This window comes from Bradyrhizobium sp. AZCC 1721 (assembly GCF_036924715.1).
Taxonomy (GTDB): Bacteria; Pseudomonadota; Alphaproteobacteria; order Rhizobiales; family Xanthobacteraceae; genus Bradyrhizobium.
Window position 1 is genome coordinate 4,806,911 of the sequence record NZ_JAZHSB010000001.1, and the last position, 13,708, is coordinate 4,820,618.

The following is a 13,708-nucleotide window of genomic DNA, read 5'->3' on the forward strand; positions in this document are numbered from 1 at the left end:
CCGCTTCGGAGTTGTCGATGATCCCCCGCTATACCCGCCCGGAAATGGCTTCCATCTGGGAGCCGCAGACGCGTTTCAAGATCTGGTTCGAGATCGAGGCGCATGCGGCTGATGCGCTGGCGGAACTCGGCGTGATCCCCAAGGAGGCGGCGAAGACGATCTGGGCCAAGGCCAAGCATGCGACGTTCGACGTGGCACGGATCGACGAGATCGAGCGCGAGACCAAGCACGACGTCATCGCCTTCCTGACCCATCTGGCCGAAATCGTCGGCCCCGAGGCGCGTTTCGTCCACCAGGGCATGACCTCCTCCGACGTGCTCGACACCTGCCTCAACGTGCAGCTCACCCGCGCCGCGGACCTCTTGATATCGGACCTCGACAAGGTGCTGGCCGCGCTGAAGAAGCGCGCCTTCGAGCACAAGATGACGCCGACCATCGGCCGCTCCCATGGCATCCATGCCGAGCCTGTGACGTTCGGGCTCAAGCTCGCTTATGCCCATGCGGAATTCTCCCGCGCCCGCGAGCGGCTGGTCGCCGCCCGCAAGGAAGTTGCGACCTGCGCGATTTCGGGCGCCGTCGGCACTTTTGCGCAGATCGATCCGCGCGTGGAAGAGCATGTCGCCAAGGCGATGGGGCTGGAGCCGGAGCCGATCTCCACGCAAGTGATCCCGCGCGACCGGCATGCGATGTATTTTGCGACGCTTGGCGTGATTGCCTCTTCGGTCGAGCGGCTCGCCATCGAAATCCGGCACCTGCAGCGCACCGAGGTGCTGGAGGCCGAAGAATTCTTCTCCGAGGGCCAGAAGGGCTCGTCGGCCATGCCGCACAAGCGCAACCCGGTGCTGTCGGAAAATCTGACCGGCCTGTCGCGCATGGTGCGCGCCTATGCGATGCCGGCGATGGAAAACGTCGCCCTCTGGCACGAACGCGACATCTCGCATTCTTCTGCCGAACGCATGATCGGACCGGACGCCACCGTGACGCTGGACTTCGCGCTAATGCGGCTTGCCGGCCTGATCGAGAAGCTCCTGATCTATCCCGCCAACATGCAGAAGAACCTCGACCGCCTCGGCGGTCTCGTGCATTCGCAGCGGCTTCTGATCGCGCTGACGCAGAAGGGCGCCAGCCGCGAGGACGCCTACAAATACGTCCAGCGCAACGCCATGCCGGTCTGGCGCGGCGAAGGCGACTTCCAGACGCTGCTGAAAAAGGACCCCGACGTGAAGAAGCACCTGAGCGATGCCGAAATCGAGGAGCAGTTCGACCTCGGCTATCACTTCAAGCACGTCGACACGATCTTCAAGCGCGTGTTCGGCGAGAGCTGACAACGCACGCCGTCCGAACGCTTGACGGTCATCTCTCGGTCTGCAGCAAACCGACCGCGAGATATCGGAAAGCCTCGACAGCCTTTGCAAAGACGGCATGCGGATCGTTGGCTGCGGCAATCCAGAGCGAGGCGTTGAGCGCCGCTCCATTGATCAGCCGCGCGGCAGCTTCCGCATCCATCGGCCTCACCGTTCCTTCGTCGATAAGCGCCTGGATCGTTTGCGTCGTCGAGCGAAGACACGCAGTCTGGTTGGGCCATAGCGATGGATCGCCGAGCACGGCCGGCCCGTCTAGCAGCATGATGCGCTGGATCTCCGGCTCCAGCGCCATTTCGATATAGGCGACGCCCTCGGCGAGAAAGCCGAGCCACCGGGTCTCCGCCTGATTTTGTGCAGCGCGCATTCGCGCCACCATTTCCGCGTCGATCTGCTCGATCACGGCCTGCAGCAGACCCTTCTTGTCGCCGAAGTTGTGATAGAGCGCACCGCGCGTCAGGCCGGCCTCTGCGGTCAAATCGTCCATCGACGCCGCATAGCCTTTGGTCGCGAAAGCCTTACGGGCGGCCTGGATGAGCTTGGCCCGGGTTTCTTCCACCATCTGTGCGCGTCGCCTCGCGGCCACCGCTATCTCCGCAAATTACATACGCCCCGTATGCTAGTTGACATACGCCGCGTATGTAACTTATAGAAAACATACGGAGCGTATGTCAATTTAGGGTGCAAAAACAGCCGGACCCGTGGAGGTCTGGCTTGCCTTTGAACAGGAGTGACGTCATGGCCAAACGCGATGCAATCTTCCCTGCCGGACGGCAGGCGCTCTACGAGATCAACCGTTATTCGGCGGCGATCCGCTCGGGCGACCTTCTGTTCGTCTCAGGCCAAGTCGGCAGCCGCGATGACGGGTCGCCCGAGCCGGTCTTCGAAAAGCAGGTCCAGCTTGCCTTCGACAATCTCTCGGCCGTGCTGAAGTCTGCCGGTTGCACATTTGACGACGTCGTTGACGTAACCACGTTCCACACCGATCCGGCCACGCAGTGGGAGGCGGTCAATGCAGTTCGCTTGAAGGAGATCGGTGAGCCGCCCTATCCGAACTGGACCGCGGTGGGCGTGAACTGGCTGGCGGGCTTCGATTTTGAAATCAAGGTCATCGCGCGCCTTCCTCAGTCCACCTGACCCAATTGGCGGCGAGTGTCCCCGCTTACAGGAGGTCCTGGGTAGCCACCCCAGCAGTTTTCCGGCCTTGCCAAGCCGATTTAGGTGGTTCCAAGTTGTCACAACCGCCGTGACTCCCGCCGGCACCCTCGAAGCAACCTAACGGTAACCGCAAATCGGCTAAGGTCGCAGCGTGTCATCACCGCCGAAAATCCTCATCTTCGACTCCGGCCTTGGCGGCCTCACGGTCCTGCGCGAGATCGTCCGTGCCCGGCCCGATGCGCACTACGTCTATGTCGCCGACGACGCGTTCTTTCCCTATGGCCATCACGGCGAGGAAGAGATCATCGCCCGCGTGGTGCCGCTGGTCGGCGAGTTGATCACACGCCACGCCCCTGCCCTGGTGGCGATTGCCTGCAACACCGCTTCCACGCTCGTGATGTCGCACCTGCGCAACGCCTATAGCGTGCCGTTCGTCGGCACCGTGCCTGCGATCAAGCCGGCCTGTGCCAGCTCGAAGACCAAGCGCATCTCGGTGCTCGGCACCAAGGGCACCGTCAAGCGCGAATATACCAGGCGCCTGATCGACGACTTCGCGCAGGGCTGCGAAGTGACGCTGGTGGGATCGGCAGAGCTGGCTTCCCTTGCCGAAGCCGCACTCAGCGGCAACGACGTGCGCGACGAGGATATTGCGGCGGAGCTTGCCCCCTGCTTTGTCGGCAGTGGCGAGCATCGCACCGACACCGTCGTGCTGGCCTGCACCCACTTTCCGCTGTTGCTCGACCGGTTGACCAAGCTTGCGCCGTGGCCGGTCGACTGGATCGACCCAGCACCCGCGATCGCCCGGCGCGTGTCCGAACTGCTGGGGTCGCCAGGCCGGCAAAGCGATGACGTCGGAGCTGAGATGATCTTCACGTCCAACCGACCGCACACGCTGAGCCGGGCGCTGATGCCGTTCTTCGGCGGCCGCGTGCCGGCGTAGCGTCACCCGTTGGCGCATATTTTCAAAATCAGTTGAACGAAACCTGGCGCCCGCGGACAATAGCCATCCGGGTAAGTGGAGCGTTGCGGCCTTCACAATATCTCCAGCAGTTGCTTGGCGGCTCTGATATCCGCAGTATCCGAGCCCTCCACGAATTTCTCGAGCACGGGTAGCAGCAATAGTCTTGCTTCTTTGCGTCGGTCGCGCGCAGCGAAAAGCTCCGCAAGATCGATCGCGGTCCGCAACTCCCAAGCTACCGCACCCTGACGACGGCTAAGTTCGAGCGATTCCATGAAACAGCTCTCTGCGTCATCGCTTTTCGGCTGCGGCAGGGAAAGCAAGGCCTTCCCTTTCATTCGCAGCAGTTCGGGCATGTAGAAGCGATCTCCGTTTTGGTTGACCAGGTTTATCGCGTCATCGATCAAAACTGCGCTTTGCTCGAATTGGCCGAGTGACAGAAGACCTTGAACCAGCGCAATGTTAAAAGTCGTGGTGAGCAGTTCATAGCCTGCTTCGCGCAGCTCTTGAAGGCAGCCCATTATCGTCTGCACACCGTCCTTGGCATTACCCCGCAGGACAGCCAGTTCGCCTTTCACGCCTTTCCCTACCGCAAGGTAAGGCCCAAGGGATCTCGACCGGGCGAGAGCGATGAATCGATCGATACTCTCTTCCGCGGTTTCGAGATCTCCGGTCCAAAGAAAAATGGAGACCGCCCAGATCAGCGCAATGCATAGCGTTATGGGGTGATCCATCTGTGCGGCCTCGGCGACAGTCTGCCGCGCCAGTTGCAGTGCGTTCGAGGGGTGGCCCTGCAACCAGAGTTCCCTCGCGAGGGTTATGTTGGCACGATTTCCATGATCGAAGCCATAAAACGTGCTGATCCGTTCCGTACCGGGCCCCTCCGACACGACTTCAAGCATCTTCAGCGCTTCGCGATGATGACCAGCCAGATGGAGCGAGACCCCCAACAAGGAATGCGCCAGAGCGACAGCGGCAGGTTCTCTGAGGACTTTGGCCACCACCAGGCTCCGCTGCGCATATCGCAGGGCGGCATCGAACTGCCCCATGCGCTCGTGGAAGATGTGCATCCGGCCGAGCAGTTGGAGTTGGTTCAGGTCGTCACCACGCTCCTCGGCAATCTCGAGGCTCCTGCTCAACGCCGCGCGCGCGGCTTCGCTACTTCCGAGCGTAAACATCAGGGTCAGTCCTAAGGCCGCCTGGATGTGCATTTCGTCGACACTGCCACGTGGGAGATAATCTATCGACAGGAGAGCCCGCTCCGACCAGCGGCGACATTCGACAAGGAGCGACATCGCCAGAAAGATGGGTGCCGCCGCAGCCGTAAGCCCGATGCCAATCTGGATGTCGCCGTCGGCGCCGAAGCACCATTCCAACGCAGCGCGCACATTGTGAAGGGCTGAAAAGTGAATCGCTCGTTCGTCTGGGCTCGGCAATGTCTCCCATTTTTCACCGGCATGCTCCATCCAGCGTCGGTAGTAAGTGGCATGGCGGGCGGCGAGCGTGGCGTCGTTGATCTGCACCTCAAGCAAGTAAGCTCTCGTGGTATCCAGGAGGCGATAGCGCATCATGGCGCCGATGGGACGTGGTGCGACCATCGATTTTGCGACAAGGCTGTCGATGGCGTCAAACAGAACGGATCGGTCAACGCATTCGTCCGGCACAACCTCAAGCGCCGCATCGATCGTGAAATGCCCGGCGAAGATCGCGAGCCTGCGGAGCACGAGGCGCTCAAGATCGGACAAGAGTTCGTAGCTCCAATCCAGCGTGGCTCGCAATGTCCTCTGCCGCGGCAGAGCGGTCCGCTGACCCTGCCATAGCAGGCTCAGGCGCTCATCCAGAAGCTCCGCGGTTTGCTGCAAGCCGTAGGCTTCGACCCTGCCTGCGGCCAACTCGATCGCCAGCGCCATGCCGTCTAGCTTCCTGCAAATGTTAGCGACAATCGCAGCATTGGAATCGTTGAGCTCGATGCGTGCACCACCGGCTGTTGCGCGCTCCAGGAACAGTTGAACCGCGGGATAGTTACGGGTAACAGCGGCAGTCAGGCCGGGGACATCCGGCGGAACGGCAAGAGGCGCCAATCGATAGACCTGCTCGCCCTCAACCCTTAGAGATTCCCGGCTTGTAGCCAGAATGTGAACCAGCGGCGCGGCTTGAAATATTCTCGCAGCCAAGGGCGCGACAGCAGCGATGACGTGCTCGCAATTGTCCAGAACCAGCAGCATCTTTTTGTCGTGCAAATGGGCAAGCAGGGCCGGCACCGGATCGTCGGCCTGAACTGGCAATCCAAGCATGAGCAGGAGCGAGGTGGTCACGAGATCGGGATTGCTGAGAGCGCCAAGATCCACGAAGTGGATGGCATGGGAAAAATTCTCAAGCAAATCGTGAGCGACGGTCACCGCAACGGCGGTCTTCCCCACGCCGCCCGGACCGACGATCGTGACAAAGCGTGAAGCGATGAGCTTCTCTGAAAGCGCGACGACCGCATCTGCCCGCCCAACCATCCGTTGGAGCCGATTTGGCAGCTTGGCGGATGACGTTTCCACTTTCGGCGCCGAGCGCCCAGGCGCCGGGAGCGCCGTTTGCGAGACCGGCGCCACAAAGCAATAGCCTCGTCCCGACAAGGTGGTGATGTAACGCGCGCCGTTCTTGCCATCACCCAATGCCTTTCGGAGCGCAGCGATATGAAAGCGCAGGTTCGCTTCCTCTACGGTGGCGCCAGGCCAAATGCAGGCCATCAGATCCCATTTGCTCACGACTTCATTGGGACGCGACACAAGGGCGATCAGGGCATCGAAAGTTCTGGCCCCCAACGTCAGTGCGACGCCGTCACGTGTCAGAAGTCTCTCATGAGGCCTCACGGTAAATGGCCCGAACGATAGCGCCCCCGGCGCGGGCTCGGTCAACTTGGTCATTGCGCAATCTCTTCGATTTCAACGCATCGGATAGCCAGCGGACCGCGATCGAGCAAGATCGCCTTTGCATCGAGATCAGAACGCACATGCAGACCTACCGCAAGCCGGGTTCCAGCAAGGGGATCGGGTGGTGGATTCTCACGCAGCGCTAATGCTTGTGTGCGTCAGTTCGTCCCGCCGCGAGAAATTTCGTAGCAGCAACGGGTCTCACAACTTCTCACAAACGTAAACGGGCGTCCTGCCGGGACGGCTGCTAGGGCAATTGGGCGCCTCGCCGAAGGTTGCTGTTGTTGTGAAGGAGACCGTCATGCCCCCATCCGGAAAAGTGCTCTACACAGCTCGGACCCATACCACCGGGGGACGGGAGGACGGCGTGTCCCGTAGTTGCGATGGCCGTCTGGATGTGAGGCTCTCGCCTCCCGGTGGCGCAGGTGTCGGCACGAATCCGGAGCAGTTGTTCGCCGCCGGCTGGTCGGCCTGCTTCGAAGGCGCCATGGAAATCGCGGCCCGAAAGAGGAAAATCCCTCTTCCCAAGAAGTGCGCGATCGATGCGGAGATCGACTTGATCCTGGCCGCTGGCGCCTACTCCCTCAGAGCACGTCTCAATGTCAGCCTGCCGGGGCTCGATCGCGACGTTGCACGCGATCTCATCAACGAAGCACACGAGACCTGTCCTTACTCCAAAGCTGTCCGCGGCAATCTCAACGTCACCATCGACCTCCTCTGACAAGTTCTTCACCGATCCGGCCGATGTCGTCAGTCGGACCACCACCAACCATCCAAAAGGCAGAAGCAGCATGAATCATACTACCGACCATCATCGGCGCCAATTTTTGGGCGTCGCAGCAGCAACCGTCGCTGCCGGCCTCGGCGTTATCGGGGCCAGTGCCGAAGCGGATTTTTCACGATCGTCCGGATTGAAGACGGACACGAACACGTCGTTTGGTACGCTCAAGCAGATCAACGCCGGCGTCTTGAATGTCGGTTATGCAGAAATGGGCTCGACTACCGGCCCCGTGGCAATCCTCCTCCACGGCTGGCCTTACGACATTCATAGCTTCGTGAACGTCGCACCCCTGCTCGCCGAGGCGGGCTATCGCGTGATCATTCCCTATTTGCGTGGCTATGGTACGACGCGGTTTCTTTCCGCGGAAACAATGCGCAACGGCGAGCCTGCAGCATTGGCCATCGACGTCATCGACTTGATGGATGCACTCGGCATCAAGCAGGCGGTCATCGCCGGTTTCGACTGGGGCGCGCGAACGGCCGACATCCTCGCGGCGCTGTGGCCTGAGCGCTGCAGGGCGCTGATTTCCGTCAGCGGCTATTTGATCTCAGGCCAGGCTGCTGGAAACGTTCCGTTGTCGCCCAAGGCTGAATTGCAATGGTGGTATCAGTTCTACTTCGCGACCGAGCGCGGCCGTGTCGGATATGACAAGTATCGGCATGATTTCGCAAAACTGATTTGGAGGCTCGCGTCCCCGCAATGGAATTTCGATGATGCTACATTCGATCGAAGCGCCGTGGCCTTTGACAACAGGGACCATGTGGCGATCGTGGTCCACAATTATCGCTGGCGCCTCGGGCTCGCCCGAGGCGAAGGAAAGTATGAGCACATCGAGAACCGGCTAGCGACGGCTCCGATTATTACTGTACCGACGATCACGCTCGAAGGTGATGCCAACGGCGCACCTCACCCCGAGGCAAGTGCTTATGCCGGCAAATTCTCGGGCAGATATGAACATCGCCTCATAAAGGGAGGCATCGGGCACAACCTGCCTCAAGAAGCGCCGAAGGCATTTGCCAAAGCCGTCATCGATGCAGATGGAGCCTGAAGGTCTTTGAGCGCCTCGGTTCAGCCTGGCTGAACCGAGATACCCCCTTTTCAGCTTGATGGGACATGATGGAAGTCGACGATGCCCGAAAGAAGAGTATTTCCTTCATACCGAACCGTGGTCGTGCTTGCAGTGGCTCTCATCGCCGTTCTGCTCACATGCGTGCCATTCCTTGTGGCAATCGTTGCCGCGGAGGAACCAGTGAAAGAACCGAGTGTTACCGCAGATGCGTCACCGATCTTCGGCGTCACCGTTCCCTCGGGATACAGGCGCTGGGAGCTGGTGGCTCCGGCCGAAGAGGCGGCCCCCCTGGATGAACTTCGAGCCGTCGTTGGTAACAAGACCGCAATCGATGCCTATGGTGACGGAAAGCTGCCGTTCCCTGACGGCACCGTTCTCGTCAAGCTGGCTTGGAAGCGTGTTCAGTCCCCCGAGTTTGCATCGGCGTCGATTCCCGGAAGCGCCACGACGGTCCAGATCATGGTGAAAGATTCGCACAAATATGCAGCCACCGGTGGATGGGGATTTGGCCGATTTGTAGACGGCAAGCCGGTGGACGAGGCTCAACACCGCACATGTTTTGCCTGCCATGAAGCCCGCGCGAAGGGCCACGACTTTGTCTTTACGAGGCTTGCTCGCTGATTTGCAGCATGCCGTTCGTCGCCGCTGTTTGGAGCGATGCGTCTACCGGCCGGCACGGGGTACAACAGAACCGTGCCGGCGCTTGTACGCCGGGGTGCAGGATGCAATTCCTTATGTAGTCCCGAGTCCGGCCTTGGCACATTGCTCGTCCTGGTCGCCGGTGACGCCGCTCACTCCTACGCCGCCAGTGACTTTGCCATCGACCATGATCGGCAATCCGCCCGGCGAGGCGAAGACACCGGGAAGCGTGGCCGTGGCCGGCCCGCCCTTGTTGATCGCCTCCATGAAAACGCGTGTCGGGCGCCGATAGGTCGCCGCGGACCTCGCCTTACCGACGGCGATGTCCATGCTGCCCGTCTGCGTGTTGTCCATTCGTTCGAAGTACACGAGGAATCCGTGATTATCGACCACAGCGACAGCCACGTTCCACCCGTTCTTCTGGCATTCGGCGAGGACGCCGGCTGCGATCTTCTTCGCACCTGCGGCATTGACCGCGGTGCCGTAGTCAGGGCGCTTGTCCTGAGCGGATGCACCGGTGGCAAGGGCGACGAGTGCAGCGGCGACCAGAATTGTCCTCATCATTGTCTCCTCCCTTAGGTTTATTGTGCAGGGGACTATACCCGGGCGGATGAAAACGTCGATGTGACCTTATGGTCCCTCGCCGAATGATAATTGCGGACATCGCTGCGGAGCTTGCACCCTGCCTCGTCGGAGATGGCGAGGATCGCAACGACACCGCAGATCGCGTTACGCTCACTCAGCCAGATCGCGCATGACCTTGATAAGGTCCGACTTGCCCTCGAACCCGATTCCGGGAAGCTCGGGCATGACGATGTGACCGTTCTCGACTTTCACCCCATCCGGAAAGCCGCCGTACGGCTGGAAGAGGTCAGGATAGCTCTCATTGCCGCCCAACCCCAGTCCTGCTGCGATGTTAAGCGACATCTGATGGCCGCCGTGCGGAATGCAGCGGGACGGCGACCAACCGAATTGATTCAGCACGTCGAGCGTGCGCAGATATTCGACCAAGCCGTAAGACAGGGCGCAGTCGAACTGCAGCCAATCGCGGTCCGGGCGCATTCCACCGTAGCGCAGAAGATTGCGCGCATCCTGGTGCGAGAACAAGTTCTCGCCGGTAGCCATCGGGCCGGGATAGAATTCCGAGAGCGCTGCCTGAAGGGCATAGTCGAGGGGGTCACCGACCTCCTCATACCAGAACAGCGGATACTGGCGGAGCATTTTGGCATAAGCGATGCCGGTCTGAAGGTCGAAACGGCCGTTGGCGTCGACAGCCAGTTGGGCCTCGGAGCCGATCTCGGTCAGAACCGCCTCGATGCGGCGCTGATCCTCGTCAATGGATGCGCCACCGATCTTCATCTTCACGACGTTGTAGCCGCGATTGAGATATCCGCGCATTTCTGCCCGCAGCGCCGCATTGTCCTTGCCGGGGTAGTAGTAGCCGCCGGCGGCGTAGACGAAGACGCGAGGGTTGGCCTCGCGCCCCTTTTGCTCAGCGAGCAACCGGAACAGCGGTTTTCCCGCGATTTTGGCCGTCGCGTCCCAGACCGCCATGTCGAGCGTTCCGACCGCAACTGAACGCTCGCCGTGACCGCCGGGCTTCTCGTTGCTCATCATTACCGCCCAGAGCTTGTGCGGATCGAGGTTATCACCGGATGGGTTGAGGACGCTTTTGGGGTCTGCTTCCAGAATGCGGTTGCGAAAGCGCTCGCGGATGAGACCGCCCTGGCCGTACCGGCCGTTCGAGTTGAAGCCGTAGCCAATGACCCTGCGACCATCGCGTTCGACATCAGTCACGACAGCGACGAGGCTCGCGGTCATCTTCGAAAAGTCGATATAGGCGTTGCGGATGGGCGACGAGATCGGCTTGGTGATCTCACAGACGTCGATGATGCGCATGATGTTCTCCTTGGGGCGATCTGCTTCGATGGGTACTTCTGGACGGGCGGATTGGCCAATGCCATGATCGGTTCGCGTTATGCGCAAACGGCATCGACATGGATCTCGACTGGCTCAAAGACTTCCTGGCGCTGGCAGAACTGAAGAGCTTCTCGCGCGCAGCCGACGCGCGGAACGTAACACAGCCGGCTTTCAGCCGGCGCATACGCGCGCTTGAGGACTGGATCGGCACTCCGCTTTTCGTGCGGGGCGCTCAAGGCGCCAGCTTGACGCCAGCCGGCCAGCACTTTCAGCCGCTGGCTGCCGACATGATCCGTGGTTTGGAAAGGGCGCGACGCGATACCCGATCGGTGGGCGAGCGAAATACGATCGCTCTGTCCATCGCAGCAACGCACGCGCTTTCCTTCACGTTTTTCCCCGAATGGATTCGGAACCACCTGCGCTTTGAGGCCCTCGGCGCCCTCAACCTGGTTTCGGACAGCATGGAAGCTTGCGAAGAGATCATGCTCGGCGGAGAGGTGCATTTCCTGCTGTGTCACTATCATCCAGAGGTGCCGACGCGTTTCGAACCCGACCGCTTCCAGAGCGTGCGGGTCGGCGATGATTGTCTGGTCCCGCTCTGCGCGCCCTATTCCGACGGGCGGCCTGCATGGCCGCTCTCGGGCACATCGGCTCGACCGACACGCCTCCTCGCGTATAGCCATGCCTCCGGACTTGGCCGGATCCTCTCCGCCTATCAGATGAGCCGGGATGCGATCGCGCAAATGGAGACCGGCTTTACCTCACATCTCGCCGCGACGCTGATGACGATGGCGCGCGAAGGCCACGGGGTCGCGTGGCTTCCGCGAACATTGGCAGAACACGATCTGGAACAGGGACGGCTCGTTGGCGCGGGGCCACCGCAGTTCGACATACCGATAGAGATCAGATTATTCAGATCGCCCGACTGTCGCAATCACGCAGCAGACGAATTGTGGCATGCGTTGGCCCAATAGAAGCAATGAGCGGCGGTCGTGTCGATACTCGCTCGTTACTTTCGCATCGACCAGAGGATAGCGTTGGTGAGGAGCCGCTGGTAGCGGAAGTCCTGCCAGACTGACGGCTCGTGGCCCAGCGCCGTATAGAATGCGCGCCCCTCGCCGTAGAGGCGGGTCCATGCGAGAGGCCAACCATAGAAACGCTGATGCACGCCGCTCTTGCCGAGGTCCACCGAGTTTGGGTCAAGGCGCAGAAGCACACTTGATCCACGATAGTCGAAGTCGCTGATCTGGTAGATCTCGTCCTCGATCTGGAATGAACTCCCGAGAAACGCCACCAGAGGTCGCTGGGATCAACCACCTTGATGGTCACGGCCTGATGCCAGGGATGACCATTGAAGTAGCCGCCGACCAGATCGAGATAGTCCGGCCACGTGTAGAATGTGTCCGTCGCTGAATGAACACCGATGAACCCACCGCCCGAACTCACAAAGTTGAGAAGAGCCATCCTTTGTGCGTCGCTCATCGGAAGTTCTCCGGATGTGAAGAACATCACCGCGGCGTAGCGCGCGAGGTTTTCGGTCGAAAATTCAGACGGGTCTTCCGTTGCAATGACCTCAAAGGTACCCGAATTGCTTCCGAGCTGAGTCAGGATTGCCTTGGAAAGCGGCAGGACCTGATGCCGGTAGCCGGCAGAGTGAGTGAAATAGAGGACGCGCGCTTTCGGGCGCTGCGCATGCGCACCGAGTGGTCGCGCTGCCGCCGCGCCGCCAAGGAGCGCGATGAACTCACGTCGCCTCACAATCCGCTCCGCAAAACCATAGGCAATCATGTGCTGAAAAAAGATTAGCACAAATAGGACCAGCGCTGGCGTTGCTCCGCCTCTGGCGTCTGAAATGATGGCAAGGCGCAGAAACAATGTGGCTCGATAAGCGGTGAATTTGACCTTATGGTCCCCTCGCCTAATGATCAGTCGGTCATTTCAGCAGGGAGTTTCCGCTTGACCACCGCAAAGCCTGCGCCGCTCAACCGCCTCCGCCAGGCGTGGCGGGAGGGGCGCCCGACCTTCGGCGCGATCGCGACCATCCCCTCGATCCAGACCGTGCAGATCATGGCGCGCTCGGAGATCGACTTTATCATCGTCGACCTGGAACACGGCCCGATCGATCTCGGTTCGGCGCATGCGATGATCACGGCGACTTCTGGCACGCCCTGCGTACCGATGGTGCGGATAGCCGCCAACGAGCCCTGGCTGGCGAAAGCGCCGATGGACCTTGGCGCGCTCGGCATCAACTTTCCGATGATCTGCAGCCGCACTGAGGCCGAAAAAGCCGTGCGCAGCGTGCGCTACCCGCCGAACGGCGACCGGCTGTGGGGCCCGTTCCATGCGCCGTTCCGCTGGGGCGTGTCGATGGCGGATTACATGGCGACCGCGGACGACGACATGATCTGCATGGTCACCATCGAGCATGTCGAAGCGGTCGAGCGCATTGACGAGATCATGGCGACGCCTGGCATCGATGTCGCCGTGATCGGCCCCGGCGATCTCGCCACCTCCATCAATAAGCGCGGCCTGCCCGATGATCCCGAGGTCGTGGCGCTGATGAAGCGGGCCGAGGAAGGCATCCTCAGAAGTGGCGTACCAATCGGCGGCGTCGCGCGCACGGCCGAGCAAGCCAACAAGATGATCGACCGCGGCTACGTCGCGCTGGCGCTCGGCTTCGACTGGTCGCTGTTCCAGCGCGGCATCGCGGCAAGCCTTGAAGGGATCAAGCGATAGGTGCCGAGACGGCGGCAAGCCCTTCAAAGTTCTCGGGGTTCCTCGGGGGCACGGCGCCGCCAACGGGGCGATCCGGATTCGAACCTTCTGGCGTCAAAACGCCTTGTTCGTGCTAGATGAGGTGCTGGCAGGTCGCGGGGGCGGCCTGCCGGCTTTTTGATTGAT

The 13,708-nt window shown here is 61.0% G+C and carries 12 protein-coding genes and 1 pseudogene; 8 read left to right on the plus strand and 5 right to left on the minus strand.

Annotated features, from left to right (window positions below; translation table 11 throughout):
* The first annotated feature begins 17 nt into the window (after window positions 1-17).
* On the plus strand, window positions 18-1,325 hold the full coding sequence (purB, locus tag V1273_RS23295) for an adenylosuccinate lyase (RefSeq protein ID WP_334381631.1): 1,308 nt from the start codon (window positions 18-20) through the stop codon (window positions 1,323-1,325).
* 28 nt (window positions 1,326-1,353) lie between these two features.
* On the opposite strand, the gene V1273_RS23300 is transcribed toward purB, so the two are convergent.
* Window positions 1,354-1,947 carry a TetR/AcrR family transcriptional regulator gene (locus tag V1273_RS23300; protein ID WP_334363592.1) on the minus strand — a complete coding sequence of 198 codons (594 nt, stop codon included), beginning with the start codon at window positions 1,945-1,947 and terminating at the stop codon, window positions 1,354-1,356.
* Window positions 1,948-2,099: 152 nt separating this feature from the next.
* On the opposite strand from V1273_RS23300, the gene V1273_RS23305 reads away from it, so the two are divergent.
* Window positions 2,100-2,498: a RidA family protein gene (locus V1273_RS23305; protein WP_065728638.1), complete on the plus strand. Its 399-nt coding sequence runs from the start codon at window positions 2,100-2,102 to the stop codon at window positions 2,496-2,498.
* Window positions 2,499-2,670: 172 nt separating this feature from the next.
* Window positions 2,671-3,459: a glutamate racemase gene (gene murI / locus V1273_RS23310; RefSeq protein ID WP_334363594.1), complete on the plus strand. Its 789-nt coding sequence runs from the start codon at window positions 2,671-2,673 to the stop codon at window positions 3,457-3,459.
* A gap of 92 nt (window positions 3,460-3,551) precedes the next feature.
* Here murI and V1273_RS23315 read toward each other — a convergent pair whose 3' ends face one another.
* Window positions 3,552-6,392 (minus strand): ATP-binding protein, encoded by a 2,841-nt coding sequence (locus tag V1273_RS23315; protein ID WP_334410965.1) that lies wholly within the window; start codon window positions 6,390-6,392, stop codon window positions 3,552-3,554.
* A 307-nt stretch (window positions 6,393-6,699) separates the two neighbouring features.
* Between V1273_RS23315 and V1273_RS23320 the strand changes: the two genes are divergently transcribed.
* The 3 genes from V1273_RS23320 to V1273_RS23330 all read left to right on the plus strand — a co-directional run bounded on the left by V1273_RS23320 (window position 6,700) and on the right by V1273_RS23330 (window position 8,869).
* Window positions 6,700-7,119, plus strand: coding sequence for an organic hydroperoxide resistance protein (locus V1273_RS23320; RefSeq protein ID WP_334363597.1), 420 nt, complete (start codon window positions 6,700-6,702; stop codon window positions 7,117-7,119).
* 70 nt (window positions 7,120-7,189) lie between these two features.
* A complete protein-coding gene (locus V1273_RS23325; protein WP_334368949.1) occupies window positions 7,190-8,227 on the plus strand; it encodes an alpha/beta fold hydrolase in 1,038 nt (345 codons plus the stop codon).
* A gap of 81 nt (window positions 8,228-8,308) precedes the next feature.
* The gene (locus V1273_RS23330; RefSeq protein ID WP_334410966.1) at window positions 8,309-8,869 is read left to right on the plus strand and encodes a cytochrome P460 family protein; all 561 of its coding nucleotides are present in this window, start codon (window positions 8,309-8,311) and stop codon (window positions 8,867-8,869) included.
* Between the two features lie 111 nt (window positions 8,870-8,980).
* On the opposite strand, the gene V1273_RS23335 is transcribed toward V1273_RS23330, so the two are convergent.
* Together V1273_RS23335 and V1273_RS23340 are read right to left on the minus strand one after the other, a co-directional pair.
* Complete coding sequence (locus tag V1273_RS23335; RefSeq protein WP_334363599.1) at window positions 8,981-9,451, minus strand: GlcG/HbpS family heme-binding protein; 471 nt, start codon at window positions 9,449-9,451, stop codon at window positions 8,981-8,983.
* Window positions 9,452-9,622: 171 nt separating this feature from the next.
* Window positions 9,623-10,786 (minus strand): mandelate racemase/muconate lactonizing enzyme family protein, encoded by a 1,164-nt coding sequence (locus tag V1273_RS23340; protein ID WP_334381628.1) that lies wholly within the window; start codon window positions 10,784-10,786, stop codon window positions 9,623-9,625.
* Window positions 10,787-10,884: 98 nt separating this feature from the next.
* Between V1273_RS23340 and V1273_RS23345 the strand changes: the two genes are divergently transcribed.
* Window positions 10,885-11,781 carry a LysR family transcriptional regulator gene (locus V1273_RS23345; protein WP_334410967.1) on the plus strand — a complete coding sequence of 299 codons (897 nt, stop codon included), beginning with the start codon at window positions 10,885-10,887 and terminating at the stop codon, window positions 11,779-11,781.
* Between the two features lie 35 nt (window positions 11,782-11,816).
* On the opposite strand, the pseudogene V1273_RS23350 reads toward V1273_RS23345, so the two are convergent.
* Window positions 11,817-12,595: pseudogene (locus V1273_RS23350) on the minus strand (ThuA domain-containing protein).
* Window positions 12,596-12,763: 168 nt separating this feature from the next.
* Here V1273_RS23350 and V1273_RS23355 point away from each other — a divergent pair.
* Window positions 12,764-13,543, plus strand: a complete 780-nt coding sequence (locus V1273_RS23355; RefSeq protein ID WP_334410968.1) for an HpcH/HpaI aldolase family protein — start codon at window positions 12,764-12,766, stop codon at window positions 13,541-13,543.
* Window positions 13,544-13,708: the final 165 nt, after the last annotated feature.

Excerpts from the sequence above, each read along its gene's own strand:
- purB (WP_334381631.1), top strand. The coding sequence starts at position 18 with ATGATCCCCCGCTATACCCGCCCGGAAATGGCTTCCATCTGGGAGCCG.
- V1273_RS23305 (WP_065728638.1), top strand. The coding sequence starts at position 2,100 with ATGGCCAAACGCGATGCAATCTTCCCTGCCGGACGGCAGGCGCTCTAC.
- V1273_RS23315 (WP_334410965.1), bottom strand. The coding sequence starts at position 6,392 with ATGACCAAGTTGACCGAGCCCGCGCCGGGGGCGCTATCGTTCGGGCCA.
- V1273_RS23320 (WP_334363597.1), top strand. The coding sequence starts at position 6,700 with ATGCCCCCATCCGGAAAAGTGCTCTACACAGCTCGGACCCATACCACC.
- V1273_RS23325 (WP_334368949.1), top strand. The coding sequence starts at position 7,190 with ATGAATCATACTACCGACCATCATCGGCGCCAATTTTTGGGCGTCGCA.
- V1273_RS23330 (WP_334410966.1), top strand. The coding sequence starts at position 8,309 with ATGCCCGAAAGAAGAGTATTTCCTTCATACCGAACCGTGGTCGTGCTT.
- V1273_RS23335 (WP_334363599.1), bottom strand. The coding sequence starts at position 9,451 with ATGATGAGGACAATTCTGGTCGCCGCTGCACTCGTCGCCCTTGCCACC.
- V1273_RS23340 (WP_334381628.1), bottom strand. The coding sequence starts at position 10,786 with ATGCGCATCATCGACGTCTGTGAGATCACCAAGCCGATCTCGTCGCCC.
- V1273_RS23345 (WP_334410967.1), top strand. The coding sequence starts at position 10,885 with ATGGATCTCGACTGGCTCAAAGACTTCCTGGCGCTGGCAGAACTGAAG.